The sequence below is a fragment of the Brevundimonas sp. SL161 genome, assembly GCF_049896985.1.
In the GTDB taxonomy this organism is placed as follows: domain Bacteria; phylum Pseudomonadota; class Alphaproteobacteria; order Caulobacterales; family Caulobacteraceae; genus Brevundimonas.
In genome coordinates this window covers 78,937-99,928 of sequence record NZ_JAFCVJ010000013.1, presented here as the reverse complement: position 1 = coordinate 99,928, position 20,992 = coordinate 78,937, and the positions used below count along the sequence as shown (strand labels likewise).

General features: G+C 66.6%; 17 protein-coding genes and 1 tRNA gene. 13 read left to right on the top strand and 5 right to left on the bottom strand.

Annotated features, from left to right (window positions below; genetic code table 11):
* Nucleotides 1–204 precede the first annotated feature (204 nt).
* The 4 genes from ACP7AU_RS10955 to ACP7AU_RS10940 all read left to right on the top strand — a co-directional run bounded on the left by ACP7AU_RS10955 (nucleotide 205) and on the right by ACP7AU_RS10940 (nucleotide 2,721).
* Nucleotides 205–375, top strand: coding sequence for a hypothetical protein (locus tag ACP7AU_RS10955; RefSeq protein WP_426051426.1), 171 nt, complete (start codon nucleotides 205–207; stop codon nucleotides 373–375).
* Between the two features lie 80 nt (nucleotides 376–455).
* A complete protein-coding gene (locus ACP7AU_RS10950; protein ID WP_426051425.1) occupies nucleotides 456–701 on the top strand; it encodes a DUF3489 domain-containing protein in 246 nt (81 codons plus the stop codon).
* Nucleotides 701–1,114 (top strand): DUF2924 domain-containing protein, encoded by a 414-nt coding sequence (locus ACP7AU_RS10945; protein WP_426051424.1) that lies wholly within the window; start codon nucleotides 701–703, stop codon nucleotides 1,112–1,114. The genes ACP7AU_RS10950 and ACP7AU_RS10945 overlap by 1 nt, the downstream gene beginning before the upstream one ends.
* A complete protein-coding gene (locus tag ACP7AU_RS10940; protein WP_426051423.1) occupies nucleotides 1,111–2,721 on the top strand; it encodes a recombinase family protein in 1,611 nt (536 codons plus the stop codon). The genes ACP7AU_RS10945 and ACP7AU_RS10940 overlap by 4 nt, the downstream gene beginning before the upstream one ends.
* A 273-nt stretch (nucleotides 2,722–2,994) precedes the next feature.
* On the opposite strand, the gene ACP7AU_RS10935 is transcribed toward ACP7AU_RS10940, so the two are convergent.
* Nucleotides 2,995–3,070, bottom strand: a tRNA-Ala gene (locus tag ACP7AU_RS10935).
* 191 nt (nucleotides 3,071–3,261) lie between these two features.
* Nucleotides 3,262–3,726: a TIGR02300 family protein gene (locus tag ACP7AU_RS10930; protein ID WP_426051422.1), complete on the bottom strand. Its 465-nt coding sequence runs from the start codon at nucleotides 3,724–3,726 to the stop codon at nucleotides 3,262–3,264.
* 133 nt (nucleotides 3,727–3,859) lie between these two features.
* Between ACP7AU_RS10930 and aroA the strand changes: the two genes are divergently transcribed.
* From aroA to mscL, 5 genes are all read left to right on the top strand, one after another.
* Nucleotides 3,860–5,176: a 3-phosphoshikimate 1-carboxyvinyltransferase gene (gene aroA, locus ACP7AU_RS10925; RefSeq protein ID WP_426051421.1), complete on the top strand. Its 1,317-nt coding sequence runs from the start codon at nucleotides 3,860–3,862 to the stop codon at nucleotides 5,174–5,176.
* Between the two features lie 49 nt (nucleotides 5,177–5,225).
* Nucleotides 5,226–5,876, top strand: a complete 651-nt coding sequence (cmk, locus tag ACP7AU_RS10920) for a (d)CMP kinase (protein WP_426036093.1) — start codon at nucleotides 5,226–5,228, stop codon at nucleotides 5,874–5,876.
* Between the two features lie 156 nt (nucleotides 5,877–6,032).
* On the top strand, nucleotides 6,033–7,736 hold the full coding sequence (gene rpsA, locus ACP7AU_RS10915; protein ID WP_425991855.1) for a 30S ribosomal protein S1: 1,704 nt from the start codon (nucleotides 6,033–6,035) through the stop codon (nucleotides 7,734–7,736).
* 293 nt (nucleotides 7,737–8,029) lie between these two features.
* Entirely contained in the window at nucleotides 8,030–8,320 is a 291-nt protein-coding gene (locus ACP7AU_RS10910; RefSeq protein WP_426036095.1) for an integration host factor subunit beta, read from the top strand.
* A 47-nt stretch (nucleotides 8,321–8,367) separates the two neighbouring features.
* Nucleotides 8,368–8,787: a large-conductance mechanosensitive channel protein MscL gene (gene mscL / locus ACP7AU_RS10905; protein ID WP_426036097.1), complete on the top strand. Its 420-nt coding sequence runs from the start codon at nucleotides 8,368–8,370 to the stop codon at nucleotides 8,785–8,787.
* Here the strand turns inward: mscL and ACP7AU_RS10900 are convergent.
* Both ACP7AU_RS10900 and ACP7AU_RS10895 read right to left on the bottom strand, forming a co-directional pair.
* Nucleotides 8,770–9,642, bottom strand: coding sequence for a hypothetical protein (locus tag ACP7AU_RS10900; protein WP_426051420.1), 873 nt, complete (start codon nucleotides 9,640–9,642; stop codon nucleotides 8,770–8,772). The genes mscL and ACP7AU_RS10900 overlap by 18 nt on opposite strands.
* Nucleotides 9,623–10,741 carry an N-acetyltransferase gene (locus ACP7AU_RS10895; RefSeq protein ID WP_426051419.1) on the bottom strand — a complete coding sequence of 373 codons (1,119 nt, stop codon included), beginning with the start codon at nucleotides 10,739–10,741 and terminating at the stop codon, nucleotides 9,623–9,625. Before ACP7AU_RS10895 ends, ACP7AU_RS10900 begins: the two co-directional genes overlap by 20 nt.
* 153 nt (nucleotides 10,742–10,894) lie before the next feature.
* Between ACP7AU_RS10895 and ACP7AU_RS10890 the strand changes: the two genes are divergently transcribed.
* The 4 genes from ACP7AU_RS10890 (at nucleotide 10,895) to ACP7AU_RS10875 (ending at nucleotide 18,807) form a co-directional block, all read left to right on the top strand.
* Nucleotides 10,895–11,575 (top strand): ImuA family protein, encoded by a 681-nt coding sequence (locus ACP7AU_RS10890; RefSeq protein WP_426051418.1) that lies wholly within the window; start codon nucleotides 10,895–10,897, stop codon nucleotides 11,573–11,575.
* Entirely contained in the window at nucleotides 11,496–13,097 is a 1,602-nt protein-coding gene (locus ACP7AU_RS10885) for a Y-family DNA polymerase (protein ID WP_426051417.1), read from the top strand. The genes ACP7AU_RS10890 and ACP7AU_RS10885 overlap by 80 nt, the downstream gene beginning before the upstream one ends.
* Complete coding sequence (locus ACP7AU_RS10880; protein WP_426051416.1) at nucleotides 13,094–16,444, top strand: error-prone DNA polymerase; 3,351 nt, start codon at nucleotides 13,094–13,096, stop codon at nucleotides 16,442–16,444. The genes ACP7AU_RS10885 and ACP7AU_RS10880 overlap by 4 nt, the downstream gene beginning before the upstream one ends.
* Before the next feature lie 413 nt (nucleotides 16,445–16,857).
* Nucleotides 16,858–18,807 (top strand): peptide MFS transporter, encoded by a 1,950-nt coding sequence (locus tag ACP7AU_RS10875; RefSeq protein ID WP_426036109.1) that lies wholly within the window; start codon nucleotides 16,858–16,860, stop codon nucleotides 18,805–18,807.
* Between the two features lie 147 nt (nucleotides 18,808–18,954).
* Here the strand turns inward: ACP7AU_RS10875 and ACP7AU_RS10870 are convergent, their stop codons facing one another.
* A complete protein-coding gene (locus tag ACP7AU_RS10870) occupies nucleotides 18,955–20,988 on the bottom strand; it encodes a TonB-dependent receptor plug domain-containing protein (protein WP_426051415.1) in 2,034 nt (677 codons plus the stop codon).
* Nucleotides 20,989–20,992 lie beyond the last annotated feature (4 nt).

Here is a 20,992-nt window from a genome sequence, read left to right as displayed (position 1 = left end):
ACGAACGGCTCGAAGAACGCCCACTCCGCATCCGACATCAAACCACGAACCATGGCTGCTCTCCGCAAAGAACAGCCTTGAATCAGCGATCAGCTGATTTGGGAATCCACTTTGTCCACGTCACCTAGAAGTCGCCTCGACTTCCCACTAACGGCAAGCCTGTGTGTTGCCATGGCAGGCACGCTTCCGAAACAAGATCGACAGATGGCCGACAATCTGCTCGCAATAGTGTGGGCTCGATTGGACCAGGCTGAGCGGCTCGCGACGGGTGCCAATGCATTCTCAGAACTGGGCCCCATCGCCGCTTTGGCCGACGATGTCGCCGTTCTCGCCCGAGCCATACAACTCGTTCTGAAAATTGATCAGCCGGGCTGAAATCGTCGCTTCTTCCATTCGACTTCGCTGGTGAAGCAAGCGTTGGTCGCTCCACCGCAAGGTGCGGATGGAGAAAAATGATGAGCCAGAACAAGACTGAAGCGACCGCCAAGATCCCTCGCGTCAGCAAGACCGATCAGGTCGTCGCCCTGATGCGGAGATCGGAGGGCGCGACCTCAGCCCAACTGATGGAGGCCACCGGCTGGCAGGCCCATAGCGTGCGCGGCGCCATCGCCGGACAGATCCGCAAGAAGCTGAAGCTGGCGGTGACCACGGAGAAGACCGATGCCGGAACGGTCTATCGCATCGTCGAGGCCACGGTCTGATGCCTGCCGACTCAACAAGCCTGGAAGGGCTGCGGGCTGAGTGGCGGGAGCGGTTCATGACCGCCCCGCCCAAGCTCCGATCCCGTGATCTGCTGGCGCGAGAAATCGCCTACAGGGATCAGGTCGCCCGCCACGGCGGTCTGTCGCGCACCCTGGATCGACGGTTATGCCGGCTGGCCGAGCGGTTTGCTGAGAACGGCGCGTTTGAGCCGTCCCTAGCGCCGAAAATCAAACAGGGTAGCTGTTTCGTGAAGCACTGGCGCGGCGACCGCCACGAGGTTTGGGTGAAAGACGAAGGCTATCACTATCGAGGCCGGGACTTCGCCTCTCTGAGCCAGGTCGCCTTCGTCATCACCGGCACCAAGTGGAATGGCCCGGCCTTCTTCGGGCAGAGGAAGCCGGTGAAGTCATGAAGCGTCTACGATGCGCCATCTATACGCGCAAATCGACCGAAGAGGGCCTGGAACAGGGCTTCAACAGCCTGCATGCGCAGCGCGAAGCCTGCGAGGCCTACGTTCTGTCGCAGGCGGGAGAGGGTTGGCAGGCCCTGGCCCGCGAGTACGACGATGGCGGTTACTCGGGCGGGAGCATGGAGCGCCCAGGCCTCAAGCAGCTCATGGCTGACATCGCGCGCGGCGAAATCGATATCATCGTCGTCTACAAGGTGGATCGGCTCACGCGATCCTTGTCGGATTTCGCCAAGATGGTCGATTCCTTCGACGCAAAGGGCGTTAGCTTCGTCTCGGTGACCCAAGCCTTCAACACGACCAACAGCATGGGCCGTCTGACCCTGAACGTGCTGCTGTCCTTCGCTCAGTTCGAGCGTGAGGTCACGGCTGAACGGATCCGGGACAAGATCGCGGCCTCAAAAGCCAAGGGCATGTGGATGGGTGGCCCGCCGCCGCTGGGCTACGAGGGCGTTGACCACAAACTCATCCCGAACCCCGCCGAAGCCGAGACGGTGCGGCTGATTTTTGAGCGGTATCAGGCGCTAGGGTCGATCATGGACCTTCAGGTCGAGCTTCGCCGTCAAGGCGTTCGGTCGAAGCTTCGGACCACTAAAACAGGGACGATTCGCGGAGGAGCCATCATCACGCCGGGCGCACTGCGCGGCATCCTGATGAACCCCGTCTACAAGGGAGCTCTCAAGCACAAGGAGAAGCTGGTCGAGGGCGCACATGAAGCCATCGTCGATCCGGTGCTCTGGGAGTCGGTGAACACGGCCCTGCAAACCCGCAGTGACTCGCTGTCTGACGACAAGGCCAAGGGAACGGGTGGCCTGCTATGCGGCCTCCTCAAGGATGACCACGGTCATACTATGAGGCCGGTGCACACCAAGGGTAAGGCCGGACAGCGTTACCGCTTCTACTCCTCGGTGGCCCACGAGAATGGCAAACGTGACGACATTGGAAGCGTGAGTCGGATCTCAGCCGGTGTGATCGAGGCCTTCGTCTCAGACTTGGTGATGCCAAACCTCTCGCCGACTTGGCAGGCAACCTTGCCCGCCGATGAGCGGCTGCGAGCCGCCCTGGTCAAGGTGACGCTCGGCGAAACCCAGATCCGGCTGCTGGTGGGCAAGGGTGCGATGGCGGAGGGCCAGCCGATCGCCGGTGCCGAGTGCAGCGAGCAGGCTGATGGCCAGCTGGCATGGACTGTCCCGGTTCAACTGAAGCATCGGCACAATGCGACCTTGATCCAAGCGATTGGTCAGTCGCCGACATCGGCGAATCGCATCGACAAGACATTGCTGAGGAGTGTCGCAATGGCGCGTCGATGGGCTGGGGACCTGCGGAGCGGCCGCTATGCATCCAGTGCTGACCTGGCGAAGGCCGAGAAGCTCTGCGTTCGATATCTGGGACAAGTGTTGCCCCTGGCCTATATGGCGCCGGACCTGGTCGAGCAGATTGTTGAAGGACGCCAACCTCAGGCGCTCTCGCTGGGCGCCCTGATCGCCAAGCCCTTCCCAACGGATTGGGAACAGCAGCGCCGCATGTTCATGGCGATCGGTGCCGTAGGCTAACGGCCGACGTCCGTAAAAAACCCGGAGAGACATTACATCCGCCGCCGGCTCGCCGGCGGCGGCTCAGTTCTGGCGCAATAGTCTCTGTAGGCGAGCTCCGGCCAAACCGGAAGTCGGAATGCGGGCTTGGAGAATGGCAGCTCAATTCGTGGAGAGTGCCGCACAAAAACACTCTCTGGAGACAGAAAGGTCGCCGTCTTAACTGTCTAGGCTGCTGAAAAGAGTGGCCAATCTCCCCCTTCCCCGGATTTCCGGAAGAAGGGGGAGACTGATTGGTGGAGCTTAGCGGAGTCGAACCGCTGACCTCTTGCATGCCATGCAAGCGCTCTACCAGCTGAGCTAAAGCCCCAGACCTTAAGACGCTAGGTCTTTCGGTTGGTCCGCCGGGTCTGGTGTGGCCCCCGGCGAGGCGGCGGAACCTATGTCGGGTCGTTTTTCAGATCAACCCGGTTCCGAATTTTATTTTCAACTTTCTCGAAGGCCCGGGGACGGACCGAAATCCGCCCCCGAAATCCTTTGGAAAACAGGCTTCAGGCCGATCTAGTGATCGTCGTCCTTGCTGCCCTTGGCGATGTCGCCGTCGAAGGCGTCGTCGTCTTCGTCCTCGATGAAGGGAACGGAGTCGTCGTCATCGTCGTCGTCCGCCAGGACGTCGTCGTCGCCATCGGTCGTGCCCATGCCGGCTTCTTCGGACGGGTCTGCGGTCGTGTCGTCCTCGTCGTTGGGCGTCAGGATCGGCTCGTGGCCTTCCTGATCGATTTCGGGGGTGACGACATCCTCTTCTTCATCCTCGTCATCGGTCGGCTTCTTCTCGACCACCTGATCTTCGGCGTCATCGGCGGCATAGCCGCCCGGACGGCCGCGACGACTGCGCAGCTTGATGGCTTCTTCGGGATCGAACTCGTGCTCGCACTTCGGGCAGTGCGCCGGGCGACGGCCCAGGTCGTAGAATTTGGCCTGGCAGTTCGGGCAGACCTGCTTGGCGCCAAGTTTGGGATCGGCCACGGGTGATGGAGACCTTTGGATGGAGGAGGGGATTTCGGCCGCGTCCCTTGCCACCATGGGGGGCCGCTGTCAAAAGCCGTCTTTGGCGTGGCCGTGGTCCGCTCCCTACCACATTGCATCCTGCGGAGCCTCCGTGGCCTCCAACGCCCCCCATCTGACCGCGCGTCCCGGCCATCCCTTGCGAGGGATCGTGCGCGCCCCCGGCGACAAATCCATCTCTCACCGCTCGATGATCCTGGGCGCCATGGCGACCGGCGTGACAGAGGTCGACGGCCTGCTGGAAGGCGACGACGTCCTGGCCACCGCCCGCGCGGCCGAGGCCTTTGGCGCGACGGTCGAGACGCTGGGCGGCGGGCGCTGGCGCATCACCGGGCGCGGCGGCTTCCAGACCCCGGCCGGCGTCATCGACTGCGGCAATGCCGGCACCGGTGTGCGGTTGTTGATGGGGGCGGCGGCCGGATATCCGATCTCGGCCACCTTGGACGGCGACGGTTCGCTGCGGTCGCGGCCGATGGGCCGCGTCACCGACCACCTGACCCGGATGGGCGCGCGCTTCGCCTGGAGCGGCAAGCCGGGCCTGTTGCCGGCGACCCTGACTGGCGGAACGCTCCACGCCATCGACCATGTCCAGACCGTCGCCTCGGCCCAGGTGAAGTCGGCCATCCTGCTGGCCGGGCTGAACGCAGACGGCGTCACCTCGGTGACCGAGCCGGAGAAGAGCCGCGACCACACCGAGCGGATGCTGCGGGCCTTCGGCGCGACCGTCGATGTCGAGGACGACGCCGAGGGCTGGGTCATTCGTCTCAAAGGCGGCCAGCCCCTGACGGGGACCACCGTCTCCGTGCCGGGCGATCCCTCCTCGGCCGCCTTCCCCTTGGCGGCGGGGCTGATCGTTCCGGGATCGGAAGTGACCGTTGAAGCGGTCATGCTAAACCCGCACCGGACCGGCCTGTTCGACACCTGGGTCGAGATGGGCGCGGACCTGACCATCGCCAACCGCCGCGTCTCGGGCGGAGAGGAGGTCGGCGACATCACCGCGCGTCACTCCGCGCTGAAGGGCGTCATCGTGCCGGAGAGCCGCGCCGCCTCGATGATCGACGAATATCCGATCCTGGCTGCCACCGCTGCTTTCGCAACGGGCCGGACCGTCATGCGCGGCGTCGGCGAGATGCGGGTCAAGGAAAGCGACCGCATCCGCCTGATGGTCGACGGACTGCGGGCCTGCGGCGTCGCCGTGGAGGAAGAACCTGAGGGTTTCATTGTCGCCGGAGGCCCAGTCCCGGGCGGGGCGACGGTCCACACCGCCCACGATCACCGCATCGCCATGAGCCATCTGGTGCTCGGCCTCGCTGCCGCGAACCCCGTCACGGTCGATGAGCCCGACATGATCGCCACCTCCTTCCCCGGCTTTGTCGAGATGATGCAGGGGCTTGGCGGCGACGTCGGGTGACACAGCGTTCACTGGCGTCCGCCGTCGGTCTGTGCTTCGTCACACCGGAATGAGCAATCCGTTCGTCATCGCCGTCGACGGGCCCGCCGCCTCGGGCAAGGGCACGATCGCCTCGCGTCTGGCGCGCGAGTATGGCCTGCCGTTCCTCGACACGGGCCTGCTGTACCGCGCCGTGGGTCTGGACGTGCTGACCGGTGGAGGCGACCTCGGCGACGCCAGGGCGGCGGAGGCCGCAGCCCGCGCCCTAGACGCCGGGCGGCTTTCGGACGATGCGGCCCTGACGAGCGGGGACGCCGGCGAGGCCGCCAGCCGGGTCGCGGGCTTCCCCGGCGTCCGCGCGGCCCTGCTGGATCTGCAACAGGCCTTCGCGCGTCAGGCGGGCGGGGCGGTGCTGGACGGGCGCGACATCGGCACGGTCATCGCCCCCGAAGCCCAGTCCAAACTGTTCGTCACCGCCACGCCCGAAACCCGCGCGCGACGCCGCTGGCTGCAGCTGAACGGTCGCGGTGATCCCATCACCTACGAGGCCATGCTGGCCGATATCCAGCGCCGCGACGAACGCGACGCGGGCCGCGGCTCGGCCCCCATGGTCCAAGCCGGGGACGCGGTCTTGCTGGATACGACCGATATGGATATAGAGGCGGCCTTCGATGCGGCCCGCCGTATCGTCGAGGCGGCGCGAGCGAAACACGGCCTCTAGGCTCGTTTCGCAAATCCAGCGCTCCGTCCTCGGCTTCCGCGGGCGCTCTGGTTCAGCTGAGCCTCGCGTCCCACGACCGACTTCCCATTCCAACTTTCACCTCGCGCGGGGCCGTTCGGTCGCGCGCCACAGCCCTATCGGAAACACCAGAGCTTCATGTCTGATACCCTCAACCCCACCCGCGACGACTTCTCCGCCCTGCTCGACGAGCAGCTGCAAGGCCGCGACCTCGGCGAAGGCCAGGTCGTTCACGGCCGCGTCGTCGGCATCGAAAAAGACATCATCATCATCGACGTCGGTCTGAAGACCGAAGGCCGCATCCCCGCCCGCGAGTTCGGTCAGGGTGAAGGCGCCGTCATCCCCAAGATCGGTGATGACGTCGAAGTCTACCTGGAGCGCGTCGAGAACGCCCTGGGCGAGGCCGTCATCAGCCGCGACAAGGCGCGTCGCGAAGAAGCCTGGACCCGTCTGGAAGTCGTGTTCGCCGAAGGTCATCCGGTCAACGGCGCCATCGTCGGTCGCGTCAAGGGCGGCTTCACCGTCGACCTGGGCGGCGCCTCGGCCTTCCTGCCCGGCTCGCAGGTCGACATCCGCCCGGTGCGTGACGTCGGTCCGCTGATGGGCAAGGAACAGCCGTTCCAGATCCTCAAGATGGACCGCCCGCGCGGCAACATCGTCGTCTCGCGTCGTGCGATCCTGGAAGAAGCCCGCGCCGAACAGCGCACCGAGCTGGTCGGCCAGCTGCAAGAGGGTGAAGTCCGCGACGGCGTCGTCAAGAACATCACCGATTACGGCGCGTTCGTGGATCTGGGTGGCATCGACGGCCTGCTGCACGTCACCGACATGTCGTGGAAGCGCGTCTCCCACCCGTCGCAGGTTCTCGCCGTCGGCGACACCGTCCAGGTCCAGATCGTCAAGATCAACCCGGACACCCAGCGCATCTCGCTGGGCATGAAGCAGCTGCAAAGCGATCCGTGGGACGGCGTCGAAGCCAAATACCCGCCGGGCGCCAAATACACGGGTCGCATCACCAACATCACCGACTACGGCGCGTTTGTTGAGCTGGAAGCCGGCGTCGAGGGCCTGGTGCACGTCTCGGAAATGTCCTGGACCAAGAAGAACGTCCACCCCGGCAAGATCGTCTCGACCTCGCAGGAAGTCGACGTCGTGGTTCTGGATGTCGACGCCTCCAAGCGCCGCATCTCGCTGGGCCTGAAGCAGGCCCAGGACAATCCGTGGGACGCCTTCGTCGCCGCCAACCCGATCGGCTCGACCGTCGAGGGCGAGGTCAAGAACGCCACCGAGTTCGGCCTGTTCATCGGCCTGGACAACGACATTGACGGCATGGTGCACCTGTCCGACCTCGACTGGTCGGTCTCGGGTGAGGAAGCCATCCAGCGCTACCGCAAGGGCGAGATGGTCAAGGCCAAGGTTCTCGACGTCGACGTCGAGAAGGAACGCGTCTCGCTCGGCATCAAGCAGCTGGGCGGCGATCCCGTCGGCGAAGGCGACACCTACAAGAAGGGCCAGACCGTCACCCTGACCGTCACGTCCATCGAGTCGGGCGGCATCGAAGTGAAATTCGGCGAAGACGACGCGCCGGTCTCCTCCTTCGTGCGCAAGTCGGACATCAGCCGCGACCGCAACGAGCAGCGCCCCGAGCGTTACGCCGTCGGCGACCGCGTAGACGCTCAGATCACGGGCATCGACAAGGCCACGCGCCGCGTCTCGGTCTCGATCAAGGCCCTGGAAATGGCCGACGAGAAGGAAGCCATCGATCAGTTCGGGTCCTCGGACTCGGGCGCCTCGCTGGGCGACATCCTCGGCGCGGCCCTGCGCGAGAAGGCCGGCAAGGAGTAATCCTTCCGATCTGATCGGGCGTCAGGCTCACCAAGAAAGAAGGGCGGCCGGAGCGATCCGGCTGCCCTTTTCGTGTGTGTTAGCGCCGGCGGAAAATGCCATTTCCGCAAGCGGTTGCAACCCGACCTGGCCGGGCTCTCCGTGTACGGTTGCCGACATTTAATGATCTTCCCTGACGGAAACTGACGATCAGGCCTTTTTCGCTCGCCGGGCGAAGGCTAGGGTGTCCGCGCAACCCGATTGAAGTTGCACCAAATTTGCTCGCGTGAGCAGGAAGGGGCGGGGGCCTGGCGATGATTAAGTCTGAGCTCATCGAGAAGCTGGCGGCTGAGAACACGCATCTGACCCACGCCGAGGTCGAGCGCGTTGTCAATGTCGTGCTCGGACGCATGACCGAGGCCATGGCCGAGGGTGGCCGTGTCGAGCTTCGCGGCTTCGGGGCATTCTCGGTTCGCGCCCGGCCTGCGCGGGCGGGACGCAACCCGCGAACCGGCGAGACCGTGGACGTTCCCGCCAAGTCGGTCCCGTTCTTCAAGAGCGGTAAGGAGCTGCGCGAGCGGCTCAATGCATCCGGGGACGACTGAGCCCGGTCTGTCACGAGCCCGCCCGACGAAACTGAAGGGGAGACGCCGTGAGCCTGCTGAGCGAGTTCAAGGAGTTCGCCGCACGCGGCAACGTCATCGACCTGGCGGTCGGCGTGATCATCGGCGCCTCCTTCGGCAAGATCGTCACCAGTCTGGTCGAACAGGTTCTGATGCCGCCGATCGGCCTGTTGCTCGGCCGGGTCGATTTCTCCGAACTGAAATGGGTGCTGGCGCCCGAAAATCCGGCCACGGAAGCGGTCGAGGAGGTCGCCATCCAGTATGGCGCCTTCATCAACACCTTGATCCAGTTCGTGATCGTAGCCTTCGTGGTCTTTCTGGTGGTGAAGGGCATCAACCGGATGCGCCGCGCCGAGGTGGCCGCCCCCGAACCGGCGACGCCGCCCGCCCCGACCCCGACCGAGGCCCTGCTGGCCGAAATCCGCGACGAGCTAAAGGCCCGGCCCTGAGCGCGGGCGGCGGGTTCTGCTGCCCGTGACCACCAGATCAAGCACGCGTCCTTCGGCCGCCGCCATATCAGTCGCGTGAACCCTGACGCCGTCGACGACGCCGGCGACGATCTGCCCGTCTTCTGGGTGTGGTGGGATCTGGTGTTCAGACCGACAGGCTGTGTATCGGCCTCCGGAGACGAGGCAGCTGATCGAGACCTGGAATGTCGGTGACGCCCGGCGTTCGATCACGCGATCCGGCACGATAGGTCGAGGGAAGTCGGTCAGGAGCTCCCCCACGCTGGGAACCAGGTCCCGGTCGTTCGTTGTCGGATAGCCGCAAGCCTCGAGAACGGCGTCGAGACCGTGTGAACTGGCAGGCAGGTCGACTTGCAGGCGCACGGATGTGGATGCGCCGCCGTCCGCACTGAGCGTGAGCCGCCCGCCGCCTTTGAGGAGCCGAAGTAGACGTGGATCGCTGCCCGCAGTGAGCGTCGTGCCATCGTCATGGCGGGTCCAGGAGGCTCTTCTCGCCGGGCCGTCGGACAGGCGAACATCGTACCAGGCCTGACCCGGCGCGGCTCGGGGCAGGCCCAGGATCGCGACCTCCAGCACCCGGGACCGGCATTGAGCGACCACGGTCACGCGCGTCGCGTATTCGACCGACGCCACGGTCAGATCCTGACCGGCGTCTCCCGCCAGATCCCAGTCGTCATCGGACTGGGCGAGGGACGGCGTCGCGGCCGCGAGCAGGCTCGTTACAGCGAGACAGGGCAGGGTCGCACGGCGTGGCGTCATGTCGTCCTCCGTCGTGATCCTAACGCGCAACGCTTGCAGGATGATATCGGACCCTTCGTCAGGCCGCCCGCCGCTCATCCCCGGTCACGGGCACAGGTCTCAAACAGATGCCGTAGTCGCCGTCGAAAGGCGTCGGGGACCAGGTGTCGACGCCCGGCGTATCGGGGTCGAACTTCACATGACAATGCCCCCAGCCGCCCTCGCGACGGGCCATATCGGCCAGCGGGCCCAGGCGACGCAGCAGGTCCGGGCTGACCATCTGTATGCGGAGCTTCGCCGCCCCGAGGTTTCGCGCATTGGCCAGGAGGGCCTGCATCAAGGCCGGGACGGCGCGCGGTTCATCCTCCCGCGCAACCAGGTCGAGGATCTCCAGCATCGGCGGCTCGATCGGATTGCCCTTGGACATTACTACCATCGCATAGCCGCCGATGGTCTCGCCGCGGCTGAAGGCCAGTAACAGGGGCCGCAGGGTCAGGTCGGGATCCGCCAGCCGCCAGCGCAGCATGGCCGGACTGCGGTCGGCGATCAGTCGGCCCTCGGCCTTCAACGCCTCCCAGAAGTCCGCGTATCGCGACAGGTCGGCCAGGTCGGTCAGGGCGGTCACGCCCGTCGGCAGGTCTAGGGCGTCGGGATCTCGCAGGCGCGGGTTCAACAGTCGCTCGTGTCGCGCCTGCGTCAGACGCGGGGCGTGACGGTCGATCTCGCGCCACAGCCGTCCGCCGGCGCAGGCCAGGGCATCGACCCGCCAGGACAGTTTCACATCGTGCGTTTCCTGCGGCCAGGCGACCAGGCCGTGGCGCCTGTAGAGCGGGCTGGATGCCGGATTGGCGTTGAAGGTGTAGAGGGCGAACAGGTTCCTCTGTTTCGCGAAGGCGGCCAGCAGTTTCCGGCTGTGGCCACGCGCCAGTGGCGTAACGATGATCGAGAATCCCGTGGCGCCGTGGATCGTCCGGTCGCCGTAGTGGAAGCGTTGAACGAAATTGCCGGTGAAGCCGCAGGGTTCCCCATCTTCGGCCTCCAGCAGCCAGCCGGCCGGCGCGTTCGTCTCCTGCAGCGCCGGATTGCTCGCCAGCCAGACCCAGCCGGCCTCCGAGCGATTGGGCCAGCCCACGGAATGATGCAGGGCGTTGACGGCGCCGTGGTCCTTCGAGTCGATGGGTCGAACTGAAAAACTCATTGGTCTGGTTCCAGAGCGATACAGGCCGCCCCCTCCACCGAAAGTCCTGCACGAGGCAGGCCAACAAAGACATGCTTAAGTAGAGCGGGCGGGGAATCTTCCTAGCGGAGCGATTCCGGTTTGACTCCGGCGACGGCGGAACAAATAATGAACATGGAGTTTTCTATCGCCATGTCCGCCCGTCCGCCGCCAGAGTCAGAAGCCGTCCCGCCGCCCCTTTCGCGACTGTCCGAAGGGCTGGAGGAGGTGTGCGCGGCGGGCGCGCGCGACATGGCGGCGGCCCTGGCCTTCACCCTTGGCAGGGCTGTGGTCGGCGAGGGGCGGGGCGTTGTCATGAGCGCGACCCGGGCGTGGCTGGGTGAGAACGGACGGCCCTATGGTCCCGGTCTGGCGGGCTTTCGGACGCGCGACGCCTTCGTCCTGATCGAGACCCGGACGGAGGCGCTGGCTCTGTGGGCCATGGAACAGGCGCTGCGGTCCGGCGGCGCCGCCCTGGTGATCGGCACGGTCGACGGAGCCGAACTGGCCCAGACCCGGCGGCTGGAATTCGCCGCCCGCGACGGGGGTTGTTCCGGCCTTCTGCTGCGCGCCCGCTCCGGCGACCTCAGCGCCGCGCGTCGGCGCTGGCGCATTACAACTCTTGCGGGCAATGGCGACGCCTTCGACGAGCGCGCGCCGGGGCGGATGACGATCCGTGCCGAAATGACCCGCAGCCGGATGGAGCGACCGGGCGTCTGGATGCTGGAGCAGGATGATGAGACGCATCGTCTCCGTCTGGCTGATCGACTGGCCGGTGACGGTCTGGACCCGATCGGCCGGACCCAATACGCCTGAGTCTTCCCGGCCTGACCCTTTCGCGGCGGGGGCAGGGCCGCTGGCCCTGATCCTGCGCACGGCGCGGGGGGCGGTGATCCATGCCCTGAACCCGGCCGCCCGGACCCTGAACCTGTCGCGCGGCCAGACCCAGGCCGACGCCCTCGCCATGGTCCCGCATCTGGCCTGTCATCCCGCCGATCCCGCCGCCGACCTGCGCGCGCTGGAGGCCCTGGCCGTCTGGGGCGAGCGCTGGTCTCCGGCCGTTACCGTCGATCCCTCGGAAGGCGGGCTGGAAGGGCTGTTCCTCGACCTGACCGGCGCGACCCATCTGTTGGGCGGCGAGGACGGGGTGATCGCCCGTATCGAGCAGCGTCTGGCCGAGGCCGGCATTCGCGCCCGCGCCGCCATGGCCCCGTCTCCCGGCGCGGCCTGGGCCTTGGCGCGCTGGGGCAATGCGACCCGCATCGCCTCCGACGCGGACGTGCGCGAGGCTCTGGCCCCCTTGCCGGTCGACTCCCTGCGCATCGACGACGCCGCCCTGAAACAGACGCGGCGGTTCGGGCTGAAGCGGATCGGGGATCTCTATCCCATGCCACGCGCAGGTCTGGCCCGCCGCTTCCGCGACGGCGCCGGGGTCGGTCTGGTCCGCCGTCTGGATCAGGCCCTGGGCGCCACGGCCGAGGCCCTGATCCCCACCCGCGCCCCGCCTCGCTATCGCGGCTGGGAAGCCTATGCCGATCCCCTGACCGACACGGCCGGGATCGAGGCGCGCCTGCCCGGGCTCGCCGAGAGCCTGGCCCGGACCATGGAGAGCGACGGGCAGGGGGCGAGGGCCCTGACCCTGACCGCCTTCCGTGTCGACGGCCGGGCCAGCGCCGTCTCGGTGCGCATGGGGCGGGCGCTGCGCGATGTCTCCATTTGGATGCGGCTGTTCCGCGAGACGGGGATCGAGCGGATCGACCCCGGCTTCGGCATCGACGCCCTGATGCTCACTGCCGACGTGACCGAGCCCATGGTCGCGCTCCAGGTCTCCATGGGCGAGGAGCCGCAGGCGCGTCACGCCGAGGGCATGGCCGCCCTGATCGACCGGCTGTCGGCGCGTCTGGGCGAGGCCTCGGTGCGGGTCGCGACGCCGCAGGGGTCGTGGATGCCGGAGCGGGCCGAACGCTGGGCGCCGGCCCTGACGTCCGCCCCGGTCAGGGACAGGCACGATCCCGGCCGGGCCCGCCCCCTGCTGTTGCTCGACCCGCCCGAGCCGGTTGAGACCCTCGCCGACCTGCCCGACGGCGCCCCGGCCCGGTTCACCTGGCGGCGCGTGACCCGCCGCGTGACCCGCTCCGACGGCCCCGAACGCCTGTCGCCCGAATGGTGGCGTCCCCGCCCGGACGGCCGCCAGTCCCGTACCCGCGACTACTACCGCATCGAGGACGACCAGGGCCTCCGCTACTGGCTGTTCCGCGAAGGCCTCTACGGCGCGGAATACACAGGCGCGAAGGACGAGCGCGCCCCCTCATGGTGGATGCACGGGATGTTCCCGTGACGGGCCGGCCCCACCCCGACTGGAACGGCGAGTACGCCGAGCTCGGCGCCATGACCAACTTCAGCTTCCTGGAGGGCGCCTCCCATCCGGGGGAGATGGCGATGCAGGCGAAAGCCCTGGGCCTCGCCGCCGTCGGCGTCGCCGACCGCAACACCCTGGCCGGAATGGTCCGTGCCCTGATGGGGGCCGAGGACCACGCCATCCGTCTGGTCGTCGGGGTCCGGCTGGGCTTTCTCGACGGGACCGAACTGATCGTCTTCCCCCGCGACCGCGCCGCCTACGGCCGACTGTGCCGCCTGCTGACCCTGGGCAAGAGCGAGGTGCTGGACGGGCCCTCGACCAATGTCGTCCCTCTGCGACCGGATGTCGTCGTGGACGGCGAGCCGCATGAGCCCGCCCCCGACCGTACCGCCAAGGGCGAGACCCGGCTGACCTTCGAACAGGCCGCGGCCCACGGCGAGGGGATGATCGCCCTCGCCGTCGCGCCCGAGGCTCCCGACACGGCGTTCGAGTCCCGCCTCCTGACGTGGCGCAAGGCTTGGCCCGACATCCTTTATCTGGCCGCCCAGCCTCTGTGGCGCGGCGACGACCGGGCGCGGCTGAACCGGCTAGCGGCGATGGCGAACCGGACCGGCGCCCCGATGATCGCCACCAATGCGGCTCTGTACCATCACCCCGACCGGCGCCCGCTTCAGGACGTCCTGACCTGCATCCGCGAGGGGACGACCATCGACGCCGCCGGCCTGCGCCTCCAGGCCAATGCCGAACGCCATCTGAAGCCCGCCTCCGAAATGGGCCGCCTGTTCAAAGGCCACGAGGCGGCGCTGGCCCGGACCATGGAGGTGGTGCGGGCCTGCATCTTCTCCCTGCGTGAGCTCAGCTATCAGTACCCGGACGAACCTGTGCCGGGGGGCTGGTCGCCGCAGGGTTGGCTGATCCGCCTGACCTGCAGGGGCGCCCGCGAAAAATGGCCGCGGGAAAACGGGCCGGTTCCGACCTCCGTGGTCAAGACGATCCGCAAGGAACTCCGTCTGGTTCGGGAAAGGAAATACGCGCCCTATTTCCTGACCGTCCACGAGATCGTCGCCTGGGCGCGGCATCCCGATCGCGACATTCTCTGTCAGGGACGGGGCTCCGCGGCCAACTCCGTCATCTGTTTCTGCCTCGGCATCACGAACGTCGATCCCACCGCTCAGGACATGCTGATCGAGCGGTTCATCTCGTCCGAACGCTCCGAGCCGCCTGACATCGATGTCGATTTCGAACACGAACGGCGCGAGCTGGTCATGCAGCATGTCTATGACCGCTACGGCCGCGACCGGGCCGGCATCGTGGCGACCATCATCCACTACCGGCCGCGCTCCGCCATCCGCGACGTCGGCAAGGCCCTGGGGCTGACCGAGGACGTCACCGCCCGTCTCGCCGACACCGTCTGGGGCTCCTACGGCGCGGAGGTGAAGGACGAACACGTCGATCATACCGGCGTCAGCCGCGACGATGTCCGCATGAAGCTGGCGCTCGACCTGACCGCCGAGCTGATTCAATTCCCCCGCCACCTGTCGCAGCACGTCGGCGGCTTTGTTCTCAGTCAGGGGCCGCTGTGCGAGATCGTCCCCATCGGCAATGCGGCGATGAAGGACCGCACCTTCATCGAATGGGACAAGGACGACATCGATCATCTGCAACTGATGAAGGTCGATGTTCTGGCCCTGGGCATGCTGACGGCGCTGAAGCGGGCTTTCGGCATGATCGCGCAGAGCTACGGGCGATCCCTGCAACTGCACACGGTGCCGAGGGAGGACCCCGAGGTCTACGAGATGCTCTGCAAGGCAGATTCCGTCGGGGTCTTCCAGGTCGAGAGCCGGGCCCAGATGGCCATGCTGCCCCGGCTGCAGCCGCGCGAGTTCTACGATCTGGTGGTCCAGGTTGCGATCGTCCGACCCGGTCCGATCCAGGGCGGCATGGTCCACCCCTATCTCAAGCGACGAACGGAGCGTCGGGCGGCGGAGGCGCGCGGTCATGTCTACGAGTTCGACATGCCGGGTCCCGCAGGCGGCGATCCGGACGAGTTGAGAAACGTACTTCGCAAGACCCTGGGCGTCCCCCTGTTTCAGGAACAAGCGATGCGGATCGCCATGGTCGCGGCCGAGTTCAGCGGCGGAGAGGCCAACGGTCTGCGCCGCGCCATGGCCACCTTCCGGCACATGGGCACGATCGGTCATTATGAGGATATGATGGTCGGCCGGATGATCGGGCGGGGCTATGAGGCCGAGTTCGCCCGGCGCTGTTTCGACCAGATCAAGGGCTTCGGGGAGTATGGCTTTCCCGAAAGCCACGCCTGTTCGTTCGCCTTCCTCGTCTACATCTCGGCCTGGGTGAAATGCGTCTACCCGGAGGTCTTCGCCGCCTGTCTTCTGAACAGCCAGCCGATGGGATTCTACGCCCCGGCTCAGCTCGTGCGTGACGCCCGCGAGCACGGGGTCGAGGTGCGACACCCGGACGTCAATGCGAGCGGCTGGGACGCGTCGCTCGAGGCTCGGGGCGAGGGTGAGGCCTGCGCCATGCGCCTCGGCTTCCGCTCCATCGACGGTTTCCGGGAGGCGTGGGCCGAGACCATCGTTCAGCAACGAGCCATCGCCCCCTTCCGCGATCTGGAGGACCTTCGCATCCGCGCCGATCTTTCCCCTCCCGCCCTCGACCGGCTGGCGGAGGCGGACGCCTATGGTTCGCTAGACCTGTCGCGGCGCCGGGGAATGTGGGCGGCCAGGGGGGCGGCGCCGGCGTCGACGGCGCCCCTGTTCGCGGCCATGGGGCTGGACGAGGCGGACGGGGCGCCCCCGGCCGCCCTGCCGCGCCTGACCGATGCGGAGGAGGTGGTCGGCGACTATCAGACCATCCGGCTGTCGTTGAAGGGCCACCCCGTCGCCTTCCTGCGCGAACGGCTGACGCGGGCCGGGGCGATGACGGCCGAGGCCTACAGGGCGGCGAAGGACAACCGTCGCGTTTCGGTCGGGGGAGTCGTGCTGGTGCGTCAGCGGCCGGGATCGGCCAAGGGGGTGGTGTTCCTGACGCTCGAAGACGAGACGGCCCTCGCCAACCTCGTCGTCTGGCCCGATGTGTTCGAGCGGCTGCGCCCCGTCGTCATGGGCGCGCGCATGGTTCTGGTCACCGGCAAGGTCCAGCGGGCCGAGGGGGTGGCCCATCTGGTGGTCGAGGACATGGTCGACTGGACACCCATGCTGGGCCATCTGTCCACGGACCAGACGCCGGGATCAGGCCACGCCCCGACACGGGGACGGCATCCGCGGGACGTGCGCATCCTGCCGGGATCGCGGGATTTTCACTAAGAGGTTCCATCTCCCTCTTGCCGCTCATCGTGGGCTTAAGTCTTTCTGGGATTAAACGGCGACAAGCGTCGGGGGCAAATCGGCCACACCCGACAGGCCGCGACGAAGCCCGCCATCGACTGCTCACGTCCAATCGAGCGCGACGGAGCCCTGCCGCCCCCACCCCGTCGCTGCGCGGTGACCCTCCCCCTCGGGGGAGGGAAAGCGCCCGCGACCCCGGTTCACCTGCGTTCATCGCCGCCTTGTGACGGTTCGATTATCCATAAGGCTTGTCCGGTCTTGCCCGGCGTGCTGCTTATGCGGGCTTGTGCGCGCCCGTTCGGCGCGGTGTTAGGGAGTGGGCGGTTGATCAAGACCGACGAGGGAGCCGTAAAAGGGCTTCGACGACTTACGAACAGTGCAGGGGGTCAGGCGTGAACATCGTCATCCTTCTGGGGGTGATCATCACCCTGGCGACCGGGCTTCCGGTCCTGCTTCAAATCCTCAAGACCCACCCCAAGGGGCTGCTGGTCTGCTTCTTCGCCGAGATGTGGGAACGGTTCTCCTTCTACGGCATGCGCGGTCTGCTGATCTTCTATCTGACCCAGCATTTCCTGTTCGATGACGGTTTCGCCTCGGGCCAGTACGGCTCCTACGCCTCCCTCGTTTACCTGTTGCCGCTGATCGGCGGCATTGTGGCCGACCGTTACATCGGCACGCGCAAGGCGATCATGTTCGGGGCGGTCCTGCTGGTCGCCGGTCACGGCATGATGGCCTTCGAAGGCAATCCCGCGACCCAGAGCCTGACCTATGGCGGCGCCGTCTATGAGATCCAGATCGACGGACGCGGCGAAACCCAGACGTCCCAGGTCGTGGTCGGCGGACAGCCGTACCACTTCACCCCCGCGGACGGCGGCGGCCTGACCATCACCGACCTGCCGGCCGGATCGGTCGTCCCCGGCACGCTCGCCGAAGGCAGTTACGAGCTGACCGCCACGCGCGATCCGATGGGCGTCAACATCTTCTACCTGTCCCTGTCCCTGATCATCATGGGCGTCGGCTTCCTGAAGCCGAACATCTCGACCCTGGTCGGACAGCTCTATCCGCAAGGCGATCCACGTCGGGATTCCGGCTTCACCCTCTACTACTACGGCATCAATCTGGGGGCCTTCTGGGCCGCCGTCCTGTGCGGCCTGCTGGGCCAACGTTTCGGCTGGAGCTGGGGCTTTGGCCTGGCCGGCATCGGCATGTTCGCCGGCCTGATCGTCTTCTGGCTGGGCAAACCCCTGCTTCAGGGCAAGGGCGAAAGCCCTTTCCCCGATCTGATCAAGAAGCCTGTCCTCGGTCCGATCAACCGCGAGGGGCTGATCTATATCCTGGGCTTCGTCGGCGTCGCGGCCCTGTGGTTCATCGTTCCGAACCACCAATTGGTCGGAGCAGGCCTGATCCTCTCGACGATCGCCTCGCTGGCCTTCATCACCTGGTTCATCGTCTTCAAGCTCAAGGGCGACAAGGTCGCGCGTGAGCGGATGATGCTGGCCATGGTCCTGGTGTTCGGCTCGGTGATCTTCTTCACCCTGTTCGAACAGGCGGGCACCTCGCTGAACCTGTTCGCCGACCGAAACGTCGACCTGTCCCTGACCAGCCAGGCCTACACCTTCCTCGGCATCCCGGTGGGCTCGCCGGACCAGGTGGCCGCCGCGGGCTTCTCGACCACGCAGTGGTGGGGCTGGATCGACACCTCGATGTCGGCCTCCCAGACCCAGTCGTTCAACGCGGGCTTCATCCTGATCTTCGCGCCGGTCTTCGCGGCGCTGTGGGTCTGGCTGGCCAAACGCAAGATGGACCCCAACCCGGTGGTCAAGTTCGGCCTGGGCATCATCCAGGTCGGCCTCGGCTTCCTGATCGTGGTCTGGGGCGCCCAGTCGGGCCTGGTGGACGACGCCTTCCGCACCCCGATCGTGCTGCTGGCGCTACTCTATATGTTCCACACCCTGGGCGAGCTGTTCCTGTCGCCGGTCGGACTGTCGGAGATCACCAAGCTGTCGGTGCCGGCCATCGTCAGCTTCATGATGGCCGTCTGGTTCATGGCGTCTTCGATCGCCCACTTTGTCGGCGGCATTATCGCGGGCGCCGCCGGGACCGAAACCGTCGGTGGCCAGGTGCTGGATCCGGAGGTGGCGCTGAACACGTCCCTGGCGTCCTTCAACCTGTTGGGCCTGTGGGGTGTCGGCATCGGCGTCGCCTTCATCGTCGCCAGCTTCTTCATCTCGAAATGGTCGAACGGCGTGAATGACCCGGACAACCACCCGGGACCGTCGCTGACCGATCGGGGTACGGAAGACGGCAGCGTCGCTCGCCCCGGAGCCACCACGACGGGCTGACCGCCTGTCGGCAAGACAAAGGGCGGCGTCCTCGCGGGCGTCGCCCTTTTTCACGCAAGGAGGTAGGAATTAATTCGGTCCACAGCCCTTTTGTCTCCAAGCCGGGCCGCCATTTGTGGTGACGGTCTTTGACATCGCGTGCCGACCCTACAGGGTCTTGCGAATCTGGATGAACAGCCAGGGGCTCATCCTCGTGCCCCGCTCCTCGCGGAACGAAAGAGGGGCGCTGTTGCGCGGGCCGGAATAGACGAGGCGTTCGCGGCGCTGCTCGCGGTCGGTGGCGTTGCCCAGGTCGAGACGGACGGTCAGGTCGGGCCGGGGCTTCCACTGGCCATAGACGGTCACGAACGGTTCTTTCTCGATGTTGCGCACTTCGCGGATCCGGTACTGGACCTGGTCGTCGAGATTGCAGCCGTGCTGGAACCCATACGACCAGCGGCCGCCCCCCAGATCCTGATTGAAGTTGATGCCGCACCCGAAGGCGATCTGGCCCGAGAAGCGGCGCCCTTCGCCGGTCAGAGGATCCGTCACGCTGGACTGAGAGATGGTGGCCCTGGCCACGAGGCGGGCATTGGGCAGGCCCAGCCGATCCATCGGCAGCGTGACCGCAATCTGCTGATAGCTGGACGAACCATCGCCAATATTTCCAACGGCCTCGAAGCCGCCGGTCAGGGGAATGACGTCGATCAGGTCTTCCCAACGCTTGAACTGGGCCGTCAGGGTCAGGGCGCCCTCGCCCCAGAAACGGCGCTCGTAGACGGCTTCAAGTACCCAGGCCTTGGCCGGCTCCAGTTCGGGGTTGCCGCCCTCGACCTGGTTCAGATCGACGTCGGCCGAGGCGATGAAATCCTCGAAATCCAGCTGATCGACTTCACGCTCGAGCCGCAGGCGCACCTGGTGGTCGGCGACCGGGGTCCAGGTCACCTGCAGGCGCGGCTTGGGATAGATGAAGGTCCTGGTCAGGTCGCTGTCGCCCGACTGGCTGATCTCCGACACCTCGACCCGCAGGGCCGCCTCGACGGTCAGCCTGGGATCGGGCCGCCAGCTCGTCTGGCCGAAGACCTCGCCGCGCAACTCCTCGACCTTCACCGAGGCGGAAGGCAGCGCCACGGGGACGCCGTTCTCGACATAGGTCGTGGCGCTGTCGAGGAAGTTGTAGGCCGCCTCCCCGCCGCCTTCGAAGGCCCAGCGATCTGACGGGCGGAAGCGCAGGACGGCCCGGCCAATGGTTTCACCGGCTGTTCCTTCGCCACCGAAGGCGACGCTGTTCAGGCCGGAGAAGGAGCGCGATTCGTCGTTGTCGACCTCGAAGCGCTGCAGACCGGTCAGTTCGAGCTCCGCGCGCTCGCCCAGGGCACGCGCCCAGTTCAGGCCCAGTTCCGCCTCGACCTCGTCGCCTTCGTTCTCGACCCTCTCGTTCCGGCCGGCTCCGGTGCGGATCAAGGTGTCGATCGAGTTTTCAGCCTTATGCCAGCCCAGCACGCCGTTGACCCTCAACCGGCCGCCGCCGCTTAGTCCCTGCCAGGCGGCTGTGCCCCGCACATTGCGGAACCGGTCCCAGCGGTCGAGATCGGCGGTCTGGATCGGGACGCCCGCGGCGTTGTAGCGACGACGATAGCCGTCGCCGGTGTCGTCGGTCCGGTCTGTGGTGGCGCTCAGCGAGGCCTCCAGCTGGCTTTCGCCCTCACGGCGGGACCAGGACGCCTGAAGCAGCGGCCCCAGGTGGCCGTCGGGATAGACGTAGGTATTGGCTTCCAGAACGGTCTGGATCTGAACCGTGCGCTTCAGCACGACATTGGCCACGACCGAGCGGCCCTGCATGTCGATGCTAGGAGCCCCGCCCCGGATGAGTTCGATTCGCTCCACGCTCGCAGCGGAGATCCGACGCAGGATCCCATCCAGACCGTCGGACTTGGAGGAGGGGCGGTCCCCGTCGATCAGGACGTTGCCGGCGGCGCCCGCGAAGCCCCGGGTGTTGTTGTTGCCCGTGTCCAGGCAGAAGCCCGGCAGGCGGGCGATCATGTCCAGCGCCGTATTCGGACTGCCGTCGGCGAAGAAGGCGGGTTCGAAGACGAGGACGCCCTGTTGCACCGTATCGACGGCTGGCGCGCCACTTTGGGCGGCGGCGGTGAACGGAGCCGCGACGAGTATCGTCGTCGCCAGCAAGAGCGCCTTGGTCATATGG

Excerpts from the sequence above, each read along its gene's own strand:
- cmk (WP_426036093.1), top strand. The coding sequence starts at position 5,226 with ATGAGCAATCCGTTCGTCATCGCCGTCGACGGGCCCGCCGCCTCGGGC.
- ACP7AU_RS10940 (WP_426051423.1), top strand. The coding sequence starts at position 1,111 with ATGAAGCGTCTACGATGCGCCATCTATACGCGCAAATCGACCGAAGAG.
- ACP7AU_RS10900 (WP_426051420.1), bottom strand. The coding sequence starts at position 9,642 with ATGAGCGGCGGGCGGCCTGACGAAGGGTCCGATATCATCCTGCAAGCG.
- ACP7AU_RS10910 (WP_426036095.1), top strand. The coding sequence starts at position 8,030 with ATGATTAAGTCTGAGCTCATCGAGAAGCTGGCGGCTGAGAACACGCAT.
- ACP7AU_RS10890 (WP_426051418.1), top strand. The coding sequence starts at position 10,895 with ATGGAGTTTTCTATCGCCATGTCCGCCCGTCCGCCGCCAGAGTCAGAA.
- ACP7AU_RS10895 (WP_426051419.1), bottom strand. The coding sequence starts at position 10,741 with ATGAGTTTTTCAGTTCGACCCATCGACTCGAAGGACCACGGCGCCGTC.
- ACP7AU_RS10870 (WP_426051415.1), bottom strand. The coding sequence starts at position 20,988 with ATGACCAAGGCGCTCTTGCTGGCGACGACGATACTCGTCGCGGCTCCG.
- rpsA (WP_425991855.1), top strand. The coding sequence starts at position 6,033 with ATGTCTGATACCCTCAACCCCACCCGCGACGACTTCTCCGCCCTGCTC.
- ACP7AU_RS10950 (WP_426051425.1), top strand. The coding sequence starts at position 456 with ATGAGCCAGAACAAGACTGAAGCGACCGCCAAGATCCCTCGCGTCAGC.
- ACP7AU_RS10945 (WP_426051424.1), top strand. The coding sequence starts at position 701 with ATGCCTGCCGACTCAACAAGCCTGGAAGGGCTGCGGGCTGAGTGGCGG.
- ACP7AU_RS10955 (WP_426051426.1), top strand. The coding sequence starts at position 205 with ATGGCCGACAATCTGCTCGCAATAGTGTGGGCTCGATTGGACCAGGCT.
- ACP7AU_RS10885 (WP_426051417.1), top strand. The coding sequence starts at position 11,496 with ATGAGACGCATCGTCTCCGTCTGGCTGATCGACTGGCCGGTGACGGTC.